The organism is Ruegeria sp. CF2 (genome assembly GCF_056537385.1).
The window spans coordinates 274,421-295,492 of the sequence record NZ_JBQFRL010000002.1 but is presented as its reverse complement, the minus strand read 5'-3'; the positions used below and the strand labels follow the sequence as shown (position 1 = coordinate 295,492).

Here is a 21,072-nt window from a genome sequence, read left to right as displayed (position 1 = left end):
GTGTGTTGCTCTGCCCCTGCCGCTCTGCTGGCGTTTGAACCAACGATAGCCGGGCCGGTTCGTCAAGTCATCGAAAAGCGACCGGTCAGGCCGATTTGTTCAGGCAGGCGATATAAAACCCGTCCATTCCGCCCAGATCGGCCCAAAAATCGGGACGCAGGCGCAGCCCGCCTTCCTCGGTCAGCCAGCCGGGCTGAACGCCGGGCACCTGCAACGCCGCGCGGTCCACCTGCATGTCGGGATGGAGCGGCAGAGCCTCTTCGATCTGCACTTCGCCTTCGTCGGGCAGCAGCGAGCAGGTGCAATAGACCAGTCGCCCGCCGGGTTTCAGCAGGGTCCAGGCATGGGCCAGCATCCGGGCCTGCAACGCGATCAGGCCGCCGAATTCGGAGCCGTCCTTGGCAAAGGGCAGATCCGGGTGCCGCCGGATGGTGCCGGTCGCCGAACAGGGCGCGTCCAGCAGGACCGCGTCGTACTGGCCCTGATGGTCCAGCGCGTCGCCGGAGACCACCCGGGCCGACAGACCGGTCCGTTCGAGGTTTTCCCGCACCCGCGCCAGCCGGGCCTCGGAAATGTCCAGCGCGGTGACCTCAGCCCCCGCCGCCGCCAGTTGCAGCGTCTTGCCGCCGGGCGCGGCGCACATATCCAGAACCCGCTCGCCCGGACGGGGCGTCAGAATCCGCGCTGGCAAGGCGGCGGCGGCATCCTGCACCCACCAGTCTCCGGCCGCATAGCCCGGCAGGGCCGAGACCTGCCCCGCGTCAGCAACCCGCACCGAGCCGGTCGGCAGTTCGGTGCCCATGGGGATCGTTGCGCCGGGTTTTGGCGTCAGGTCCAGCGGCGCGCCGGCGAAATGGGCCTGCTCCATGCCCTTGACCGCCTCCGCGCCCCAAGCCGCGATCAGCGGCTCGCGCAGCCAGTCCGGCAGGCGCGGCACCCGCATCTTGGGCCAGGCCTCGGGGCCTTCGGCGGCGATCTTGCGCAGAACCGCGTTGACCAGCCCCTTGAGTCGCCCGTGCTTGCGCGAGCGGCCGATGATCTCGACCATCGCGTTCACGACACCATGCGCAGCCTCGCCCTGGCACAGTTCGACCGTTCCCAGACGCAGCGCGTTTTGGACGGTCAGCGCCGGTGCGCGCCGCAGATGCCCCTCCAGCAGGCGGTCTGCGCGTTCAAGCCCGCGCAGGGTCTCCAGCGTCAAGCGCTGCGCCCTGGCGCGGTCTTCGGGGGCCAGGCGGTCCAGCGCCCCGGCCGCCAGGCATTCGGACAGCAAGCGCCCCTCGCCTAGGATCTGATCCAGCAGATAGATGGCGCTGCGCCGCGCCGCCGTCGGGGTGTTGGTCATGAAACCGCCTTTGCAAGGTTTTCGCCCGCATTGCCATCAGCGGACGAGGGCGTATATCAAGGCCATGCACGGAAAGGAACCCGATGTCATGAGCGACGACCGCACAGACCTGCCGCCCGCCGCCCAGCGCGCCTTGGCCGAGGCCGAAGAGCGCCGGCGCAAGGCCGAAGCCGAGGCCAAACCCCTGCCCAAGGAGCTGGGCGGACGCGACGGCCTCGATCCCGCGCGCTATGGCGATTGGGAGAAGAAGGGCATCGCGATCGATTTCTGACCGCTCAGACCGCCGCGCGCAGGGCCTGCAGGAAATCGCTGATCAGGGCCTGCTGCTTTTTCGACTGCGCCCGGTCCCGCGGCCAGGTCAGCCAGTATCCGTCGCGGGTTTTCAAATCGGGACGCCCCAGCCGGATCAGACGGCCCGAGGCCAGATCTGCCGAGGCCAGAGCGACCGACCCCAAGGCGACCCCCAGCCCCTGCCGCGCCGCGCCAAGGGCGTGTTCCATCGAATCAAAGCTCAGACCGGTGCGTGGCAGATCCGTGTCGCCCGTCTTCTGCATCCAGTCCTGCCAGCCGGGCCGTTCGCCGCGTAGGTCGATCACCGGCGCGCGCCAGCTGACGCCCGGCGCCGCCATCGGGGTCAGAACCTCGGGCGCGATCAGGTCGGCGGTGCGCCCCGGCCAGCTGCCGCGCCCATAGCGGATCTGAAGCCAGGTCCGCTCGTCCTCCAGCGAGGACCGCCGCGCCACCGAATCCGTGGTGACCTGCACCTCGGGCCGCAGGGCGCGAAAGGCCCCCAGGCTGGGCAGCACGAGTGCCTGGATATGCGAAGACAGCCCGGCCACCCGCAACGCGCGCGGGGCGGTGCCGAACAGATCCTCGGTGTTGCGTTCCAACGCCCGCAGGCTGTCCTGCACCAGCGGCAGATAGCTTTCGCCCTCGACCGTCAGCGACACGCCGCGCGCTTCGCGCACGAACAGGGACCGGCCCAGCCAGGATTCCAGATTGGCGATGCGCTGGCTGACTGCCGCCTGGGTCAGGCCGAACTCGCGCGCCGCGGCCGAAAATCCGCCCAGCCGCCCGGCCGCCTCGAACACGCGCAGCCAGTCCAGCGGGGGCAGGCCGACCTTTTTCTTGCTCATTAGATTTTCCAACTCTCAGATGGAACAAGCCTTAATTGTCGTAATGCCATATCCCGCGTATCTCCTCAATCAAAGCCCGCGCTGAACAGGAGAGCCCCATGCTGCGCCACGCCACCCATGACCCGGCGGTCGTTTCGGTTGAGTTCGAAGACGGCACCCGCGCCCGTTTCCACGCCATCTGGCTGCGCGACAATGCGCTGGACCCGCAGACGCGCGACCCCGGCAACGGCCAGCGTCTGATCACGATCGGCGACATTCCGGCGGGGATCGCGATCCAGGCGGCCGAGGTGGCGGGCGGCGACCTGCAGGTGACCTTCGCCCCCGAAGACAAGACCGTCACCTTTCCCGCAAACTGGTTGGCCGCGCATGTCTATGACCGGGACCAGACCCGCCAGATGGGCTGGCTGTCGCCCGGCATCACCACCTGGGACGGCGGGTTCTCGGCCCCGGCCGGCAACTGGACGCATGTGCACGAAAACCCCACCGCCAAGCGCGACTGGCTGGCGGCGGTCGCCGAATACGGCTTTGCCAAGCTGACCGGCGGCCCGACCGAGCCCGGTTCGCTGCTGAAGGTCGCCGACCTGTTCGGCTATGTGCGCGAGACCAACTATGGCCCCTATTTCGAGGTGCGGACCGAGGTGAACCCGACCAACCTGGCCTATACCGGCCTTGGCCTGCAGGCGCATACCGACAACCCCTATCGCGATCCGGTGCCCACGCTGCAGATCCTCTATTGCCTGGAAAACAGCGCCGAGGGCGGGGAGTCGATCGTGGTCGACGGCTTTCGCGCGGCCCAGCGCCTGCGCGAAGAAAACCCCGAAGGCTTTGCCCTGCTGGCCGGCTATCCCGCGCGGTTCGAATACCGCGGTTCGGACGGGGTATGCCTGCGCGCGCGCCGCCCGATGATCGAGCTGTCGCCCGATGGCGAATTGATCGGCATCCGCTTCAATAACCGGTCCTCGGCCCCGTTCGTGGATGTGCCCTTCGACCGGATGGAGGCCTATTATGCCGCCTACCGCCGTTTGGGCGAGATCATCGACGACCCGGCCATGGGCGTGGCGTTCAAGCTGGAACCGGGCGAGAGCTTCATCGTCGACAACACCCGCGTCCTGCATGCGCGTCTGGGATATTCGGGTGCCGGGTCGCGCTGGCTGCAGGGATGCTATGCCGACAAGGACGGGCTGCTGTCGACCCTAGCCGCGATGCGGATGGCGCAACCGGAGGCGGCGGAATGAAACCCGATTTCCAGACCCTGACCCGCGACAACATCGTGGCCTTCATCGCCGATATCTTCGACCGGCGCGGAGGCGAGGAATACCTGGGCGAGCCGGTCACCATGGCCCAGCACATGCTGCAGGGCGCCACCATCGCCGAGCAGAACGGCATGCCCGAAGAGATCATCGTGGGCGCCCTGCTGCACGATATCGGGCATTTCACCTCGGAATTCGGCACCTACCACCCCGACGACACCGAGGATCGCCACCACGAGGACGCCGGCGCCGAGGTGCTGGAGCGGTTCTTTCCGTCGGTCATCACCGATTGCTGCCGCTATCACGTCGCGGCCAAGCGGTACCTGTGTGCAACCAGGCCCGAGTATTTCAACCGCCTGTCGGCGGCCTCGGTCCATACGCTGGAACTGCAGGGCGGCCCGATGAGTGCCGAGGAAGTCACCGCATTCGAGGCCAACCCGAACCTGAAGGAAATCATCCAGGTCCGGTATCTGGACGAGGCAGGCAAACGGCCCGACATGGACACCCCCGGCTTCAACCATTTCGCGCCGATGGTTCAGCGCATGGTCGACCGGCATCTGGGCGAGGGTTAAAGCCCCAGCACATCCACCATGTCATATTGGCCGGGGGCCTTGCCCTGCCCCCACAGCGCCGCCTTCAGCGCGCCTCGGGCAAAGATCGCCCGGTCGGTCGCCTCGTGGCGCAGCACGATCCGCTCGCCCGGTGCGGCGAACAGCACGTCGTGTTCGCCAACGATGTCGCCACCGCGGATGGCGTGGAACCCGATATGGCCCCGCTGCCGGGCGCCGGTGATCCCGTCGCGGCCCCGGTCGGCGACATCGGCCAGTTGCACGCCCCGCCCCTCGGCCGCGGCCTCGCCCAGCATCAGCGCCGTGCCCGAGGGCGCATCGACCTTGTGATGGTGATGCGCCTCGATCACCTCGATATCGAAATCCTCGTCCAGCGCGGCGGCGACCTTCTTGGTCAGCTGCACCAGCAGGTTCACGCCCAGGCTCATGTTGCCCGCCCGCACGATCACCGCATGGCGCGCGGCAGGTTCCAGCGCGGCGATCTGTTCGTCGCTCATGCCGGTGGTGCCGATCACATGCACACAGCGCGCCTGCGCCGCCAGCGCGGCGAACTCCAGCGTCGCCTCGGGCGCGGTGAAGTCGATCACCGCCTGGGCCTGGGCAAAGGCCTCGAGCGGATCGTCGGTGACGGTCACGCCCAGCGGCTGGCCGCCCATCGCGGTGCCCACGTCCTGAGCGATCCAGTCATGGCCCGTGCGCTCGACCGCGCCGACCAGCCGCGCCTGATCGCTGTCGGTGATGGTCTTGATCAGCATCTGCCCCATCCGGCCCGAAGCCCCGGTCACGACGATTCCCGGAATATGCGTCATTGCGCTGGTCCTTCTTCTGAAATTCGGCTCAAAGCCTCCTACCCGGTTCGGGGCCGCTTGGCAAAGCCCCGCTTTGCGCTTAGATCGGGGACATGGCTAAGAACAAATTCCACGACGGCCCCGGCCCCTCGCAACGGCAGCTTCGCGTCGGCGAACTGATCCGCCGCACCCTGTCCGAGGTGCTGGCGCGCGGCGACGTGCACGACCCCGACCTGAACCGCCTGTCGATCACCGTGGGCGAAGTGCGCACCTCGCCCGATCTCAAGATCGCCACCGCCTATGTGTTGCCGTTGGGCGGCAAGGGGCAGGACACCGTGATCGAGCTGCTGGCCCGCAACAAAGGCGAGCTGCGCCGCATGGTCGGCAAGAAGGTCGGCCTGAAATTCGCCCCCGACCTACGCTTCCGGCTGGACGAAACGTTCGACCGCATGGACGACACGCGCCGGATGTTCGAACAGGACGCCGTGCGCCGGGATCTGGACGAGTGATCCGCAGGACCGCCGCTTTGATCGCATTGCTCTGGGCCGGACAGGCCGGCGCGGTGACGTGCGAGCGTGTGGCCCACGAAGACCGCCGCTATACCGTGTGCGAGGTCGACGCCACCACCGAGGACCTGCGCCTGTTCCTGTATGACGACGCGGGCCAAGTGCTGGGCCATTTCTCGTCGGTGAACGAGGAACTGGCCGATGCGGGCCAACGCCTGAGCTTTGCGATGAATGCCGGCATGTATCACGAGGACCGCTCGCCCGTGGGCCACTATGTCGAAGACGGGCAGGAACTCATGCGCGTGATTCCCAACCCCGGCCCCGGCAATTTCGGCCTGCTGCCCAACGGGGTGTTCTGCATCCGCGAAGGCCGCGCCGACGTGTTCGAGACGCTGGACTATCTTGAGCGCAAGCCCGAGTGCCGCTTTGCCACCCAATCCGGCCCGATGCTGGTGATCGACGGCGAACTGCATCCACGGTTTCTCGAGGATTCGACGTCGCGCTATGTGCGCAACGGGGTGGGTACCAGCGCCGATGGCAGCCGTGCGGTATTCGTGATTTCCGAGGATTACGTCACCTTCCATGAATTCGGCCGCCTGTTCCGCGACGTGCTGAACACGCCCAACGCGCTGTTTTTCGACGGCAACATCTCGCGCATGTATGACCGGGCGGCGAACCGGTCGGACGTGGGATTCTCGCTGGGGCCGATCGTCGGCGTGGTCGAGGATATCCCGGCAAATTGACAGCGCCGGACCGATCCGCTAGGTCGCGCGCCTCAGCAGAATTCTAGGTGCATCATGGGACGCAAACGCAAGGGTCGTGACATTTCCGGTTGGCTGGTGGTCGACAAGCCGGCAGGCATGACCTCGACCGCGGTGGTCAACAAGGTCCGCTGGGCGCTGGATGCCAGGAAGGCGGGCCATGCCGGCACGCTCGACCCCGAAGCCACCGGCGTTCTGGCCGTCGCTTTGGGCGAGGCCACCAAGACCGTTCCCTACATCACCGATGCGCTCAAGGCCTATACCTTTACCGTGCGTCTGGGCCAGGCCACCAATACCGACGATGCCGAGGGCGAAGTGATCGCGGAAAGCGACCTGCGCCCCACCGATGACGAGATCAAGCAGGCCCTGCTGCCCTTCGTGGGCGAGATCATGCAGGTGCCGCCCAAGTTCTCGGCGGTCAAGATCGACGGCCAGCGCGCCTACACGCTGGCCCGCGACGGCGAGGATGTCGAACTGGCCGCCCGGCCCTTGTGGGTCGAGGAACTGGTGCTGGTCGACCGCCCCGATCCCGACCATGTCGTGCTGGAAATGACCTGCGGCAAGGGCGGCTATGTCCGCTCGATCGCACGCGACCTGGGTGAGGCGTTGGGCTGTTACGGCCACGTCAAGGAACTGCGCCGGATCTGGTCCGGCCCATTCGAGGCGGAGGACGGGCTGAGCATCGAGCAGATCGACGAGATGGCGAAAACCCCGGCGCTGGATGACTACCTACGCCCGCTGGAAGAAGGTCTGGCCGACCTGCCCGAGTTGAAATGCACACCCGAAGGCGCCACCCGCCTGCGCAACGGCAACCCCGGCATGGTTCTGGCCGGCGACGTGGAATACGGCGACGAGGCTTGGGCCTCGTTCGACGGCAAGGCCGTGGCGGTGGGGATCTACAAATCCGGTGAACTGCACCCCAGCCGGGTGTTCGCCGGTTAGGTCCCGTGCTAAGCGAAGGCGCATGATCACCCGGTCCCACACCAAGGGCGACGCGCCCTCGACAGCCGTCTATTCCGACTGCGAACGCTATCGCTACAGCCTGACCCGCATCTGGGATCCGGCCGGGCGCCGAGCGCTGTTCGTGATGCTGAATCCCTCGACCGCGACCGAGGTGCAGAATGACCCGACCGTCGAGCGTTGCGAGCGGCGCGCGCGGGCCTTGGGGTTCGGGGCGTTCCAGGTGACCAACATCTTTGCCTGGCGCGACACCGACCCGCGCAAGATGCGCGCCGCGGCCGATCCGGTGGGGCCCGAGAACGACGCTGCCATCCTGGCCGGCGTGGACTGGGCCGATCAGGTGATCGCCGCCTGGGGCACCCATGGCGCGCATCTGGATCGCGGCCCGACGGTCGAGCGCCTGTTGCGCGGCACCGGCCAGCCGCTGTTCCACCTGGGGCTCAGCAAGGCAGGCCACCCCAAGCATCCGCTCTACATCGCGTACACCCAGCAACCCGAACCGTGGAACCGGTGACAAAGGGTTAACCACAGACTCAGGTTGGCTTTGACCAACCCTCTGGCGACATGGGATATTTCACACTCGGGGCGGCACGCTTTCGGAGGGTTCCCATGTTTCTGCTCGGATTGTTCGGCCTGGCCGCAATGGGCGGCGCAGCATACGCGATCAGCGACGTATTCTCGGGGGATGAGGACGAGGACAACGACGATGTCATCGAAGAAGATGCCGTCGAAGACATTCCCGAAGGAAATTTGCTTGAGATTGACGATTCTTTCGAAGACCCGGCCGAGGCCGAGGATGCGTCCACCGGAACCATACTTTCGGACGTAGACGGAAACCTGGTCATCGCCGGCGGATCGGGCGTGGACAATCTGAGCGGGGTCGAGGGCAACGATCAGATCAACGGCTATGACGGCGATGACATTATCGATGGTGGCGCCGGAAATGATACGTTGTTCGGCGCTGACGGGGATGACACGCTAAACGGAAACACTGGCAATGATGTTCTGCACGGTGGCAACGGTCACGATGACCTCTCGGGGGATGCCGGTGACGACATATTGTTCGGCCATGCCGGCGACGACCAGTTGGTTGGTGGCGAAGGCGATGACGATCTGTACGGCGGTCAGGGCAACGATGACCTTGCCGGGGGTGAGGGCGAAGACGCGCTGCAAGGCGGCGACGGCGAAGACATGCTCGCCGGCGGCGCAGGGGCAGACACGCTGTTCGGCGGTGATGGCGACGACACTCTGACCGGCCGGGACGATGGCGAGACGCCCGCCAGCGATTTTCTGAACGGCGGGGCGGGGGACGACACGATCCTGACAGGTGCCGGAGATGTCGTCACCGGCGGTCAGGGAGCGGACCAGATCGCCATCGATGGAACGGGCACCGGGAAGGAAGTCAGCGTCGTGGACTTCACCCCCGGAGAAGACAAGCTGCTGATCGAATGGAACGGCCCTGACGCGCCCGAAATCGGGATCGAACAAGACGCGGACAACGCCGATCTGACGCGCGTTCTGGTCAACGGGCGTGAGGTGGTCTATCTGTTCGGCGCCCAAGGTCTTGGGCCCGAGGATATTCAACTGACTCCGGGTCTGGACCCGACCCTGACCAGCCCCAAGGGCTGAGATACGCAGAATCCCTTTGCCATTTATTCCAATTGCGCCTATACGCGCCCATCCGCATCGGAATCGGTGCGGTTTTCTCCATGGGCCTGTGCTGGACGACATCCCGGCCTGCGCCATCAACTCTAACCTTCGAAGGAGACCCCGATGTCGATCACTGCTGAAGAAAAAGCACGCGTAATGAAAGAATTCGCAACCAAGGACGGCGACACCGGTTCGCCGGAAGTCCAGGTTGCTATCCTGACCTCGCGCATCAACACCCTGACCGAGCACTTCAAGACCCACAAGAAAGACAACCACGGCCGCCGTGGTCTTCTGAAGATGGTCGCCCAGCGCCGCAAGCTGCTGGACTACCTGAAGGGCAAGGAAGAAGCGCGCTACCAGGACCTGATCAAAAAGCTGGGCATCCGCCGCTAAGCGCGGACTACACCGCTTTCAAATTCGAGACGCCCGCCATATGGCGGGCGTTTTTTGTCAGAGGAGCGTGATGATCAGTCCAGCGTGTTCTTGTAGACCACACCGTCTTTCATGATCAGGTCGAAGTACTCGCCCGGATTCCCAACCAACTCAAGGTTTTCAAGCGGATTGCCGTCGACGAGGATCAGGTCGGCATAGGCACCCTCTTTGATGACCCCCAGCGGGCCGTCTTGATACGGGTGCCGGGGGCCGCTCAGTTCCAGCAACCGGGCGTTTTCAGAAGTGGCGATTTTCAACACTTCATACGGGGTGAACCATTCGCCCAATCGCACCAGATAAAGGCTTTGTTGATACGCCTTGGAGGCGTCCAGAAGCTGGTCGGTCCCAAAGGCCAGGTTCACCCCCACCTCTTTGGCCATCGGGTACAGGTTCGCAACGGCATCTGTGACCTGCTTGTATTTTGCCGCGCTGACCGGGCTGTCCCAGACCATGTCCTCTTCTTTCATGGTCTGGGGGCTTAGCCATGCCCCTTTTTCTTTCATGAGCTCGAGCGTTTCACGAGACGCGAAGAAACCATGCTCGATGCTCATGACGCCGGCTTCGACTGAGGTGCGAATCCCGCGGTCCGTCATTACATGGGCCAGTACGTAAGTATTGAAGTTCGCAGCTTCTTCGACGACCGCTTCGATCTCATCAACAGAGTATTCGCTCACATCCAGCGGATCATACTGTGAGGATACGCCACCGCCCGTGGTTATTTTGACTTGGGAGGCACCGTACTTGAGAATCTCGCGGGTCCTTTTGCGAACCTCGGGGACCCCATCGGCCACCATCGCCATCATGTTCTTTTCCCAATAACTCAACTCGGAAGTCGAGTTTCTTGGGTTTTCCAACAAACTGTGGAAATCGGCATGACCCGATGTTTGGCTCATGAACGGCCCCGAAGGCAGAATGCGGTGCCCGGGGTATTCGCCGGAATCGATCAGTCTCTTGATTGCAAATGGATTGCCGCCGGGATCGCGCACTGTTGTGAAGCCGCGCATCAGGGTTTCCTTTGCCCCTGTCATCGAACGAATGGCCACTTCCGACATATCGCCTTGATTGAAGATCAAGACGGTTGCTGGGGTATACGCATATGTCGTGTGCCAGTGTACATCGATCAGACCCGGGATCAGGGTGCGTCCACCGCCGTCGATCACCGTTGCTCCTTCGGCCGAGATCGGGTCTGTCGACACAGCCGCAATCAGGTTGTCCTCGATCAGAACATTCGCGTTTTCGATGCGCCCGTCGTTGACGCCATCAAATACATGCACATTGGTGATCAGGGTCTGAGCCGGGTCTTGCTGCGCGGAAACCGCGGTGGCGGCAAGCAGCGCCACCAAAAGATGAATACGCATGAAGTATCTCCTGTCAAACACCGCCATCTTAGCAAATAATCCGATTTGTACATGCGGAATTTCAATCAAAAACATGCATCCTGAACGTATCCTCGAAACAGCCCAAAGGCGTATAGAATGATAGCTCTGATCCTAAATGCCTACCGTCTGCTCAAGGCGATCGTCCGATCGTGGGATGATCCGCATTTTCGGGGCGGTTTGCTGCTATGTATGCTTATTCTTCTGTCCGGCACGTTGTTCTACAGCAGCGTCGAGGGCTGGCATTGGGTGGACGCGCTGTATTTCAGCGCAACCACATTATCGACGGTCGGGTTCGGCGATCTTTCCCCGGCGACCAAGATCGGCAAGGTCTTCACCGTGATCTACATTTTCGTTGGGGTCGGCGTGTTCATCGCAATGTTCATTCAATTTGCGAAGGCTTTGTTGCGAGATCCTGAATAGAGACTTCCGACCCGGGTCAAACCTTTGGAACTATGACTGGGCCCGGATTAACCGAAAGAACGCCCGCCAGTTGGCGGGCGTTCATTGACCGTCGAGGGCGGCTCAGATCTTGGCGCGCTCAGACTTCAGCGCCAGCCACAGGCAGTAGCACATGATCAGCACCACCAGCGTGAACGGGATGCCGGTTGACACCGCCGCCCCTTGCAGTGCGGCAAGCCCGCCACCCAGCAGCAGCGCGATCGCGACCAAGCCTTCCAGCGTGCACCAGAACACACGCTGCACCACCGGGGCGTCCATCTTGCCGCCTGCGGTGATCGTATCGATCACCAGAGACCCCGAGTCGGACGAGGTGACAAAGAAGACCACGATCAAAATCAGCGCGATCGGAGCCACGATGCCGTAGAGCGGAAGCTCTTTCAGGAAGCCGAACAGCGCGCCCTCGGGGGCATAGCTGTCGATCACCGTGGCCTTGACGCCCTCGGCGCCGCCTGCGTTCAGCATGTCGATGGCCGCGCCACCGAAGGTGGACATCCACAGCGCACAGACCGCCGTCGGCGCCAGCAGCGCGCAGATCACGAATTCACGCACCGTGCGCCCCTTGGAGATGCGGGCGATGAACATGCCCACGAAAGGCGACCACGCGATCCACCAGGCCCAGTAGAAGGTTGTCCATCCGTGGAAGAAGCTGGTGTCTTCGCGCCCGAACGGGTTCGACAAAGCCGGCAGCAGCCTGACGTAATCGGTCATCACGCTGAAATAGCGCGAGATCGCCGTGCCGATCCCGGTCACTGCGATCACGAACAGGAACAGGCCCACGGCCATGATCATGTTGATCTCGCTGAGCCGCTTCACACCCGCGTCCATGCCCATCAGCACCGAGCCCAGCGCGATCATTGTGATACCGATGATCAGCAGGACGACGACGGTTGGACTGGGTTCTATGCCGAACACCTCGTAGAGACCGGCGGCAACCTGTTGCGCGCCCAGCCCCAGCGATGTGGTCAGGCCGAACAGGGTGGCAAACACCGCCAGCGTGTCGATCGCATGGCCCCACCAACCCCAGACACGCTCGCCCAGCAACGGATAGAAGGCCGAGCGCAGGGTCAATGGCAGGCCGAGATTGTAGCTGAAGATCGCAAGGCTCAGGCCCACGGCGGCGTAGACCGCCCAGCCCTCCAGCCCCCAGTGGTGGATGGTACCGACTACACCAATGTATTCATTGCCCGGCACCGCGATGTCGATGCCCAAAGGACGGGCGCCGCCATCCTCGGCGAAATTGTAGTAGACCGGCTCTAACACGCCAAAAAACAGCAATCCGATGCCGATCCCGGCCGCGAACATCATCGCAATCCAGCCCGCGTAGGAGTAATCGGGCTTGGCGTCTTTGCCGCCGATGCGCACTTTGCCCACCGGCAGAACGATCAGGGCCAGGCAGAACAGCGTGATTGCATCCACGGACAAGACGAGAAACCAGTCGAAGGTGCTGGTCAGCCACGGCCGCAGCCAACCGAAGAACGTCGCTGCGGCCTCTTGATTGGCCAGAGCGATCAGCACGAAGGCAAAGATCAGGATGCTTGAGATGAGAAAAACCGGGTTGTGAATATCCAGCCCGAATGGGCGAACATTGTCCTGCCCCAGCTCGTATTCCGTTTCGAAATCATAGATCCGCGGATCCGGATCCAGCATTTTCTTGGTCTGAGACATGTGGCCGTCCCTTTCGTTCGCGCGAAATGCAAACGCCAAGGTATTCGGCCTTCGGACGACAGTGAGTAGTCTTACCCCCTTGGCGCCTTTTCGTCGTCTGGACCGCGGGTTCCGTGGTAAGAGGCTACACTGCAATCACTTTTTCACAAAATGCATTCGCCTACGGGAATATGTCTGCGCATGGCCGGCGATAACCTGACCGAGGTCGAGAGGACGGGGTCGCATTAGTTTCGCGGCTTTCCTACCACCGTCGCAGCCCGGAGTTTCTCTCCAGCCTCGGCCGCACCGATTTCCGATCTGGATATCCTCGATGACGAGCGATGGTCCTGTTTGCGAGCGGGCGCACGCCAGATGCTATGCGGGCTGACGCATCGGAACGTTCGCGGTGTCGGCTGACGCAAAGGCGAACCACGACGGATGCAGGACCGTGTGCCTTCTGCGGCCTTATCCCTTTCAATCCGACGCAATCTCATGTATGCGCGCGGTATCTGAGACGTTGTGCCCTGACCCCGGCACTCGAATGGAAGATAAATTGGGGTCGGCGGCAATGGGGCCGCCACGCAAAACGGGAGACCCGCAGGGGCGGGAGTGCTCCCATCTAGGATACGCATATGTTTGATGTAACGAAGAAATCGATGCAGTGGGGCGAGGAAACGCTCACACTGGAAACCGGCAAGGTTGCCCGTCAGGCTGACGGCAGCGTGATTGCCACGCTGGGCGAGACCAGCGTCATGGCCAACGTGACCTTTGCCCGGGAACAGAAGCCCGGTCAGGACTTTTTCCCGCTGACCGTGCACTATCAGGAAAAATACTATGCCGCCGGCAAGGTGCCGGGTGGCTTCTTCAAGCGCGAGGCCCGTCCGACCGAGAAAGAGACGCTGACCGCGCGCCTGATCGACCGTCCGATCCGCCCGCTGTTCGTTGACGGGTTCAAGAACGAAGTTCTGGTGATGTGCACCGTGCTGAGCCACGATCTGGTCAACGACCCCGACATCGTGGCGATGATCGCCGCATCGGCGGCCCTGACCATCTCTGGCGCGCCCTTCCGCGGACCGATCGCCGGTGCCCGCGTTGGTTTCGTGGATGGCGAGTACGTCCTGAACCCGACCGTCGACGACATGCAGGACCTGCGCCTGAACCCTGAACAGCGTCTGGATCTGGTTGTTGCCGGCACCAAAGACGCCGTGATGATGGTGGAGTCGGAAGCCTACGAGCTGACCGAAGCCGAGATGCTGGGTGCCGTGACCTTCGCGCACGAACAGATCCAGCCGGTGATCGACCTGATCATCTCGCTGGCCGAAGACGCCGCGAAAGAGCCCTTTGCCTTCGAGGCCCCCGACTACTCGGAGCTGTACGCTGCCGTGAAAGCTGCCGGTGAAGAGCAGATGCGTGCCGCATTCGCAATCACCGACAAGCAAGAGCGCACCGCAGCTGTCGCCGCCGCGCGCGAGGCCATCAAGGCCGCTCTGACCGAAGAGCAGCTTGAGGACTCGAACCTGGGTTCGGCGATGAAAAAGCTCGAAGCCAGCATCCTGCGCGGCGACGTGGTGAAGGGCGGCAAGCGGATCGACGGTCGTTCGACCACCGACGTGCGCCCGATCGTGGCCGAAACCGGCCTGCTGCCGCGGACCCATGGTTCGGCCCTGTTCACCCGTGGTGAAACCCAGGCGCTGGCCGTGACCACGCTGGGCACCGGCGACGACGAGCAGTTCATCGACGCGCTGCACGGCAACTTCAAATCGAACTTCCTGCTGCACTACAACTTCCCGCCCTACTCGGTCGGCGAAGTGGGCCGCGTCGGTTCGCCCGGTCGCCGCGAAATCGGCCACGGCAAACTGGCATGGCGCGCCCTGCAGGCGGTTCTGCCGGCTCCGACTGATTTCCCCTACACCATCCGCGTGGTGTCCGAGATCACCGAGTCGAACGGCTCGTCCTCGATGGCATCGGTCTGCGGCGGTTCGCTGTCGATGATGGATGCGGGTGTTCCGCTCAAAGCTCCGGTGGCCGGTGTGGCCATGGGTCTGATCCTGGAAGACGACGGCGACTATGCCGTTCTGACCGACATCCTGGGTGACGAAGACCACCTGGGCGACATGGACTTCAAGGTAGCGGGTACCGAAAACGGCATCACCTCGCTGCAAATGGACATCAAGGTCGCCGGCATCACGCCCGAGATCATGGAGAAAGCCCTGGCTCAGGCCAAGGACGGCCGCCTGCACATCCTGAACGAGATGAGCAAGGCGCTGAGCGAGACTGCCGAGTTCTCGATCCACGCACCGCGCATCGAGACCATGCAGATCCCAACCGACAAGATCCGCGAAGTGATCGGCTCGGGCGGCAAGGTGATCCGCGAGATCGTGGAAACCAGCGGCGCCAAGGTCGACATCAACGATGACGGCATCATCAAGATCGCATCGCCCGATGGTGAGTCGATCAAGAAAGCCTACGAGATGATCCACTCGATCGTGGCCGAGCCGGAAGAAGGTCAGGTCTACACCGGTAAAGTCGTGAAGATCGTGGATTTCGGCGCCTTCGTGAACTTCTTCGGCAAACGTGACGGTCTGGTCCACGTGTCCCAGATCGAAAACCGTCGCCTGAACCACCCTTCGGACGTTCTGAAGGAAGGCCAGGAAGTGAAGGTCAAGCTCTTGGGCTTCGACGATCGCGGCAAGGTCCGCCTGTCGATGAAATGCGTCGATCAGGAAACCGGCGAAGAGATCGTGCCCGAGAAGAAAGAAAAGAAGGAGGAAGGCGCGGAATAACCCGCCCTACCCTTTGCGAAATCCAAGACCCCGGTTCCGGCCGGGGTCTTTTTGTTTTCCCGGGGCCTTTCCCGGGCCGCAGCCCTGTTCTATGCACGACACCATGCGATCCTTCATCATCCATATGTCCTCCAGCACCGCGCGCCGCCCCAATGCCGAGCAGCTCTGCGCCGACCTGCCCAGTGCCGAGCTGATCGAAGCGGTCAATGGGCGCGATCCGGCGCAGATTGCCGGGGTCACGCTGCATCCGGGCAACCTGCACCGCCCGCACTACCCCTTCGCGCTGCGCCCGGCCGAGATCGGCGTCTTCGAAAGCCACCGTCGGATCTGGCGCAAGATGGTCGACGAGGGGATCGACCTGGCTATCACCGCCGAGGATGATCTGCGCATCGATCCCGACCGGATGAACGCTGCACTGGATCTGTTGCGACCGATCGCGACCCTTGACCACTATATCCGCATCCCGGTCAAGCAGCGCGAAACCGCAGCCCAGACCCTAGCTGAGCGCGACGGCCTTCGTCTGATCCTGCCCAAGGTCATAGGGTTGCAATGTGTCTGTCAGGTGGTGGGCCGGAAGGCGGCGGAACGACTGCTGGCGGCCACCGACCACATTGACCGCCCGGTGGACACGTTCCTGCAGATGCACTGGATCACGGGCCAGCCCGTCCACGCGCTGTTGGGCAGCGGCAACCAGGAAGTGGCCCGTGAAATCGGCGGCTCGACGATCCAGACGAAACCGCCTTTGACCGACAAGCTGACCCGCGAATTCAAGCGCGCCGCCTATCGCGCGCAACTGCGCCTGCATCCGCAGCGCCCTGGCTAGTCGGGCACCGCGTCGCCCAGTTCCTCGACCAGGAAATCCATCGCTCGGCGCACCCGCAGCGGCAGATGACGACGCTCAGGATAGACGATCCAACTCGCACGGCTTGGGTCTTCGTACCCCTGCAGTATCGGCTCTAGCTCAGGGGGGCGTTTCGCGCCCAAAAAAATCTCGGGCGCGTACATGACCCCCAGACCTTGCCGCGCGGCAGAAAGAACGGCGTGCGGGTTGTTGACCTGCCACCGGCCATGCACCCGAACCTCGATCGGGTCGCCCGAGCCGGGGTCGCGGAATACCCACCGGTCATTGTTGGTGATCAGGCACTGATGATGCCGCAGGTCGGCCGGATGGGTTGGCCTTCCGTGCCGGTCGAGATAGCCGCGCGCGGCAACGCAGACCATCCGTCGGGTCGCCAGCCGCCGCGCGATCAGCCCGCTCTCCGTCAACTGGCCATAGCGGATGGCAAAGTCGAAGCCTTCTTCGGTCAGGTTCAGAAGGCGCGAATTGAAGTCGATCGTAACCGAGAGCTTGGGGTGCAGGCTTGCAAACCGGGCCAATGCCGGTGCCACGAACTGTTCCGCAAACGGACCGGCGGCCGACACGCGAATGCGCCCCGCGATCTGGGCCCGATCCCCTGCCGCTGACTGGTTCGCCTCTTCCAGACCCGCCACAAGCCCGGCCACCCGCGCGTGATAGTCGCGTCCGGCGTCGGTCAGGCGCACCACGCGGGTCGAACGCGCCAAAAGCTTGACGCCCAAACGATCCTCAAGCCGGGCGACCTGACGCGAGACATGGCTGGCCGAAACCCCAAGCCGCCGGGCCGCAGCAGTGAAGCCCCCCGTCTCGACCACCATCAGGAATTCTTCCAACCCATCCCACAGCGCCATCTCGCAGCCTCATTGTTACATGTCAGCAATAATGCTTTGCCAAACCCGGCACTAATCAACAAGCGGCAACAGACATATATCCCGATCACACAAGACACGGGCCGGGCGAACCGGCCGAACTAGGAGAAAACACATGGCTTCGACTGCAAAGAAAATTCTGATCGTCCTGACATCGCATGACCAGCTGGGCGACACCGGAGAAAAGACCGGGTTCTGGCTCGAGGAGTTGGCCGCTCCGTATTACGTGTTCAAGGATGCCAGGGCCGAACTGACGCTGGCCTCGCCCAAAGGCGGGCAGCCGCCGCTGGACCCCAAAAGCAGCGCACCCGACAGCCAGACCGACGAAACCCGCCGGTTCGAGGCCGACCCCGAAGCGACGGCAGCATTGGCCAACACGGTCAAACTGTCCGAAGTGAACGCCCAGGACTATGACGCGATTTTCTATCCCGGTGGGCATGGGCCGCTGTGGGACCTGGTGTCGGATGAGAAATCGATTGATCTGATCGAGGCGTTCTGGTCGGCCGGGAAACCGGTCAGCGCCGTGTGTCACGCCCCGATCGTTCTGGCGCACACCAAGGCCGCGGACGGGTCGCCGCTGGTCAAGGGTCGTACCGTCACCGGCTTCACGAATGAAGAAGAAGACGCCGTCGGCCTGACGGATATCGTGCCTTTGCTGGTCGAGGATACGATGAAGGACCGGGGTGCGCAGTTCAGCAAGGTGGAGCCGTTCCAACCTCACGCGGTGCAGGACGGCAAACTGATCACCGGGCAGAACCCGGCTTCGTCCGCTGCGGTTGCGAGGAAAGTGCTTGAGGCGTTTGAGGCCTGAGGACGTTCAATGCGGAACAGGGCGGGGCGTGATGCGCCCCGCCCCTTCTTTGCGTCAGCTCGGCGCTTTGGTCTTGCGCAGATAGGGGAAGATCGTCTCGAACTCGCCGAACTTCTCCTTGGCTTCGTCATTCGAAACCGACGGCGGGATGATTACGTCTTCGCCCGGCACCCAGTTGGCCGGGGTAGCCACGCCCTTGGCGCTCATTTGCAGGCCGTCCAGCGCGCGCAGGATCTCGGCAAAGTTTCGGCCCACGGTCATCGGATAGGTCATCGACAGTTTCAGCTGCTTGTCCGGCCCGATGATGAAGACCGAGCGCACCGTGGCGCTGTCTGCCGGGGTGCGGCCGTCGGGCAGATACGCCTCGGCCGGCAGCATGTCGAAGGCCTTGGACACTGCCAGTCCGTCATCGGCGATGATCGGAAAGCCAGGGTTGGCCTTGCCATAGGCCTCGATGTCTTTCTTCCACTTCTTGTGGTCCTCGACCCCATCGACCGAAACACCGATCACCTTGGTGTTGCGCTTGGCCCATTCGTCGTTCAACTGCGCCACGGCCGAGAACTCGGTGGTGCAGACCGGAGTGAAATCCTTGGGGTGCGAGAACAGGATCGCCCAGCTGTCGCCGATCCAGTCGTGGAACTGGATGGTGCCCTGGTCCGTTTCAGCGGTGAAATTGGGGACGGTATCGTTGATGCGCAAACCCATGATGCATCTCCTTTCCTGTGAAAACCGAGTCGGTTGGTGCAAACCTAATCACTTTGCCCTCAGGTTAAACCATTGATGTGGTACAGCGGCAAAAAACGTGCGATCAATAATTTGATCAAATTTCCAGAATTGCCTTGCCCCAAGGGGGCCGCAGTGACAGAGTGCCCGGGAAAACCGACCGCGCGGTCGAATGAATGCGGATCAAGAGGACACGCCATGATCGAGAAACGCGACTTTTACATCAACGGCCAGTGGGTCGCCCCCAGCCAAGCCAGTGATTTCCATGTGATCGACCCCTCGACCGAGGAGCCCTGCACGGTGATTTCTTTGGGCGGTCAGGCCGATACCGACGCGGCCGTGGCGGCGGCCAAGGCGGCGCTGCCGGGCTGGATGGCCACGCCGGTCGAAGAGCGCATCGCGCTGGTGGAAAAGCTGATCGAGATCTACCCCACCCGTGCCGAAGACCTCGCGCAGGCGATGTCGATGGAGATGGGCGCACCGATCGACATGTCGCGCACCCAGCAGGTGGGCGCCGGGATATGGCACCTGAAGAATTTCATTCGAGCAGCCAAGAATTTCCAGTTCGAGCGCCCCCTGGGCGACCACGCCCCCAATGATCGGATCATCTACGAGGCGGTCGGCGTTGCCGCGCTGATCACCCCGTGGAACTGGCCGATGAACCAGATCACGCTCAAGGTGGGCGCGGCGGCGATCGCGGGCTGCACCATGGTTCTGAAACCGTCCGAGCAAAGCCCGCTGAACGCGATGATCTTTGCCGAGATGATGCACGAGGCGGGCTTCCCGCCGGGTGTCTTCAACCTGGTGAACGGCGACGGCGTGGGCGTGGGTTCGCAACTGTCGGGGCATCCGGACGTCGACATGGTCAGCTTCACCGGCTCGACCCGTGCGGGCACGGCGATTTCCAAGAACGCCGCCGACACGCTCAAGAAGGTGCATCTGGAACTGGGCGGCAAGGGCGCCAACGTGATCTTTGCCGATGCCGATGACAAGGCGGTCAAGCGCGGCGTGCTGCACATGATGAACAACACCGGCCAGAGCTGCAACGCGCCCAGCCGGATGCTGGTGCAGCGCCCGATCTATGATCAAGCCGTGGAAACCGCGGCCGAGGTCGCCAATAAGGTCACCGTGGGCCCGGCGATGCAGGAAGGCCGCCATATCGGCCCCGTCGTGAACGAGCTGCAATGGACCAAGATCCAGGCCCTGATCACGAAAGGCATCGACGAGGGTGCGCGCCTGGTCGCCGGCGGTCCCGGTCGCCCTGAAGGGTTCAACAAAGGCTATTTCGTGCGCCCCACCGTGTTTGCCGACGCCAACAACCAGATGACCATCGCGCGCGAGGAGATCTTTGGCCCGGTCCTGACCATGATCCCCTTCGATACCGAGGAAGAGGCCATCGAGATCGCCAATGACACGCCCTATGGCCTGACCAACTATGTCCAGACGCAGGACGGCGCCCGCGCCAACCGCATGGCGCGCAAACTGCGCTCGGGCATGGTCGAGATGAACGGCCAGTCGCGCGCCGCCGGGTCGCCCTTTGGCGGCATGAAACAGTCCGGCAACGGGCGCGAAGGCGGTGTCTGGGGGCTGGAGGACTTTTTGGAGGTCAAGGCCGTCAGCGGCTGGACCCCGGAATAACCCCGGCACAGGAACGTTCAAAATGCGGGGCAAGGCGCGGGCAGGCACCTTGCCCCGTTTTCGTCAGGCCGGGCGTACCACCAGCTGCGGTTCGCCGTTCGACGTATGGCGGGCTGACCGACCGTCCCAGCCTATCTGACCGCTGACGCGCTGGCGAAAGGCCGAAAAGCTGTCAAAGGTCACCACGTCGACCGGGGTGTCGAACTGCAGGGTGATCCGCCGCTGCGCGCCGTCGCCCAGCATCGTCAGGCCGCGGATTTCCCCTGTGAAGGGCTGGCCCAGATAGGTGCCCTGCACGCGGTCTCCGACCTTCAGGTGCAGCCGGTTTCCGGCCATCGCGTGCATCGTATTCCAGTCGCGTGCGCCATGCTGATGGGCGATCATCTCAAGCGATTGCGCATGGCTCAGGGCCACGCCGGCACCACGCAGTTTCTCGCGCAGGCGTTTGGCCTGCACTTTCAGCTCGCCCACGGGGGCGATGGTTCGGATCTGTGTCATGTCTTGCCTCGTTTC

The 21,072-nt window shown here is 63.4% G+C and carries 22 protein-coding genes; 14 read left to right on the top strand and 8 right to left on the bottom strand.

What is annotated here, in order from left to right; all coding sequences use genetic code 11:
* Positions 1-85 precede the first annotated feature (85 nt).
* Positions 86-1,345, bottom strand: coding sequence for an RsmB/NOP family class I SAM-dependent RNA methyltransferase (locus ACR0IR_RS12455; RefSeq protein ID WP_170364142.1), 1,260 nt, complete (start codon positions 1,343-1,345; stop codon positions 86-88).
* Positions 1,346-1,433: 88 nt separating this feature from the next.
* Here ACR0IR_RS12455 and ACR0IR_RS12450 point away from each other — a divergent pair, with 88 nt between their 5' ends.
* Positions 1,434-1,616 carry a DUF1674 domain-containing protein gene (locus ACR0IR_RS12450; protein ID WP_170364414.1) on the top strand — a complete coding sequence of 61 codons (183 nt, stop codon included), beginning with the start codon at positions 1,434-1,436 and terminating at the stop codon, positions 1,614-1,616.
* Positions 1,617-1,620: 4 nt separating this feature from the next.
* On the opposite strand, the gene ACR0IR_RS12445 is transcribed toward ACR0IR_RS12450, so the two are convergent.
* Entirely contained in the window at positions 1,621-2,481 is an 861-nt protein-coding gene (locus ACR0IR_RS12445; RefSeq protein WP_170364141.1) for a LysR family transcriptional regulator, read from the bottom strand.
* A gap of 98 nt (positions 2,482-2,579) precedes the next feature.
* Here ACR0IR_RS12445 and tmpA point away from each other — a divergent pair, with 98 nt between their 5' ends.
* Together tmpA and tmpB are read left to right on the top strand one after the other, a co-directional pair.
* Complete coding sequence (gene tmpA, locus ACR0IR_RS12440) at positions 2,580-3,716, top strand: 2-trimethylaminoethylphosphonate dioxygenase (RefSeq protein ID WP_170364140.1); 1,137 nt, start codon at positions 2,580-2,582, stop codon at positions 3,714-3,716.
* Positions 3,713-4,303: a (R)-1-hydroxy-2-trimethylaminoethylphosphonate oxygenase gene (gene tmpB / locus ACR0IR_RS12435; RefSeq protein WP_170364139.1), complete on the top strand. Its 591-nt coding sequence runs from the start codon at positions 3,713-3,715 to the stop codon at positions 4,301-4,303. The genes tmpA and tmpB overlap by 4 nt, the downstream gene beginning before the upstream one ends.
* Here tmpB and dapB read toward each other — a convergent pair.
* The gene (gene dapB, locus ACR0IR_RS12430) at positions 4,300-5,109 is read right to left on the bottom strand and encodes a 4-hydroxy-tetrahydrodipicolinate reductase (RefSeq protein ID WP_170364138.1); all 810 of its coding nucleotides are present in this window, start codon (positions 5,107-5,109) and stop codon (positions 4,300-4,302) included. The genes tmpB and dapB overlap by 4 nt on opposite strands.
* 92 nt (positions 5,110-5,201) lie before the next feature.
* On the opposite strand from dapB, the gene rbfA reads away from it, so the two are divergent.
* The 6 genes from rbfA (at position 5,202) to rpsO (ending at position 9,358) form a co-directional block, all read left to right on the top strand.
* Positions 5,202-5,597 (top strand): 30S ribosome-binding factor RbfA, encoded by a 396-nt coding sequence (gene rbfA / locus ACR0IR_RS12425; RefSeq protein WP_093964142.1) that lies wholly within the window; start codon positions 5,202-5,204, stop codon positions 5,595-5,597.
* Positions 5,594-6,337, top strand: a complete 744-nt coding sequence (locus ACR0IR_RS12420; RefSeq protein WP_367647670.1) for a phosphodiester glycosidase family protein — start codon at positions 5,594-5,596, stop codon at positions 6,335-6,337. The genes rbfA and ACR0IR_RS12420 overlap by 4 nt, the downstream gene beginning before the upstream one ends.
* Positions 6,338-6,391: 54 nt before the next feature.
* The gene (gene truB, locus ACR0IR_RS12415) at positions 6,392-7,297 is read left to right on the top strand and encodes a tRNA pseudouridine(55) synthase TruB (RefSeq protein WP_170364137.1); all 906 of its coding nucleotides are present in this window, start codon (positions 6,392-6,394) and stop codon (positions 7,295-7,297) included.
* A 22-nt stretch (positions 7,298-7,319) separates the two neighbouring features.
* The gene (locus tag ACR0IR_RS12410; RefSeq protein WP_170364136.1) at positions 7,320-7,829 is read left to right on the top strand and encodes a DUF1643 domain-containing protein; all 510 of its coding nucleotides are present in this window, start codon (positions 7,320-7,322) and stop codon (positions 7,827-7,829) included.
* A 95-nt stretch (positions 7,830-7,924) separates the two neighbouring features.
* Entirely contained in the window at positions 7,925-8,944 is a 1,020-nt protein-coding gene (locus tag ACR0IR_RS12405; RefSeq protein ID WP_170364135.1) for a calcium-binding protein, read from the top strand.
* Between the two features lie 144 nt (positions 8,945-9,088).
* Entirely contained in the window at positions 9,089-9,358 is a 270-nt protein-coding gene (gene rpsO, locus ACR0IR_RS12400) for a 30S ribosomal protein S15 (protein WP_005980247.1), read from the top strand.
* A 74-nt stretch (positions 9,359-9,432) separates the two neighbouring features.
* Here the strand turns inward: rpsO and ACR0IR_RS12395 are convergent, their stop codons facing one another.
* Complete coding sequence (locus ACR0IR_RS12395; protein WP_254441558.1) at positions 9,433-10,830, bottom strand: metal-dependent hydrolase family protein; 1,398 nt, start codon at positions 10,828-10,830, stop codon at positions 9,433-9,435.
* 42 nt (positions 10,831-10,872) lie between these two features.
* Between ACR0IR_RS12395 and ACR0IR_RS12390 the strand changes: the two genes are divergently transcribed.
* Complete coding sequence (locus tag ACR0IR_RS12390; protein WP_170364134.1) at positions 10,873-11,196, top strand: potassium channel family protein; 324 nt, start codon at positions 10,873-10,875, stop codon at positions 11,194-11,196.
* Between the two features lie 102 nt (positions 11,197-11,298).
* Here the strand turns inward: ACR0IR_RS12390 and ACR0IR_RS12385 are convergent, their stop codons facing one another.
* Positions 11,299-12,900: a BCCT family transporter gene (locus ACR0IR_RS12385; protein WP_170364133.1), complete on the bottom strand. Its 1,602-nt coding sequence runs from the start codon at positions 12,898-12,900 to the stop codon at positions 11,299-11,301.
* A gap of 611 nt (positions 12,901-13,511) precedes the next feature.
* Here ACR0IR_RS12385 and pnp point away from each other — a divergent pair.
* Complete coding sequence (gene pnp / locus ACR0IR_RS12380) at positions 13,512-15,662, top strand: polyribonucleotide nucleotidyltransferase (protein ID WP_170364132.1); 2,151 nt, start codon at positions 13,512-13,514, stop codon at positions 15,660-15,662.
* Between the two features lie 91 nt (positions 15,663-15,753).
* Positions 15,754-16,485: a glycosyltransferase family 25 protein gene (locus ACR0IR_RS12375; RefSeq protein WP_254441557.1), complete on the top strand. Its 732-nt coding sequence runs from the start codon at positions 15,754-15,756 to the stop codon at positions 16,483-16,485.
* Here the strand turns inward: ACR0IR_RS12375 and ACR0IR_RS12370 are convergent.
* On the bottom strand, positions 16,482-17,369 hold the full coding sequence (locus ACR0IR_RS12370) for a LysR family transcriptional regulator (RefSeq protein ID WP_170364131.1): 888 nt from the start codon (positions 17,367-17,369) through the stop codon (positions 16,482-16,484). The two genes, ACR0IR_RS12375 and ACR0IR_RS12370, sit on opposite strands and share 4 nt — an antisense overlap.
* A gap of 133 nt (positions 17,370-17,502) precedes the next feature.
* Between ACR0IR_RS12370 and ACR0IR_RS12365 the strand changes: the two genes are divergently transcribed.
* A complete protein-coding gene (locus ACR0IR_RS12365) occupies positions 17,503-18,198 on the top strand; it encodes a type 1 glutamine amidotransferase domain-containing protein (protein WP_170364130.1) in 696 nt (231 codons plus the stop codon).
* Positions 18,199-18,252: 54 nt separating this feature from the next.
* On the opposite strand, the gene ACR0IR_RS12360 is transcribed toward ACR0IR_RS12365, so the two are convergent.
* Positions 18,253-18,903, bottom strand: a complete 651-nt coding sequence (locus ACR0IR_RS12360; protein ID WP_093964131.1) for a peroxiredoxin — start codon at positions 18,901-18,903, stop codon at positions 18,253-18,255.
* A 216-nt stretch (positions 18,904-19,119) separates the two neighbouring features.
* On the opposite strand from ACR0IR_RS12360, the gene ACR0IR_RS12355 reads away from it, so the two are divergent.
* Positions 19,120-20,559 carry an aldehyde dehydrogenase family protein gene (locus ACR0IR_RS12355; RefSeq protein WP_170364129.1) on the top strand — a complete coding sequence of 480 codons (1,440 nt, stop codon included), beginning with the start codon at positions 19,120-19,122 and terminating at the stop codon, positions 20,557-20,559.
* A gap of 63 nt (positions 20,560-20,622) precedes the next feature.
* On the opposite strand, the gene ACR0IR_RS12350 is transcribed toward ACR0IR_RS12355, so the two are convergent.
* The gene (locus ACR0IR_RS12350) at positions 20,623-21,057 is read right to left on the bottom strand and encodes a glyoxalase superfamily protein (RefSeq protein ID WP_170364128.1); all 435 of its coding nucleotides are present in this window, start codon (positions 21,055-21,057) and stop codon (positions 20,623-20,625) included.
* Positions 21,058-21,072 lie beyond the last annotated feature (15 nt).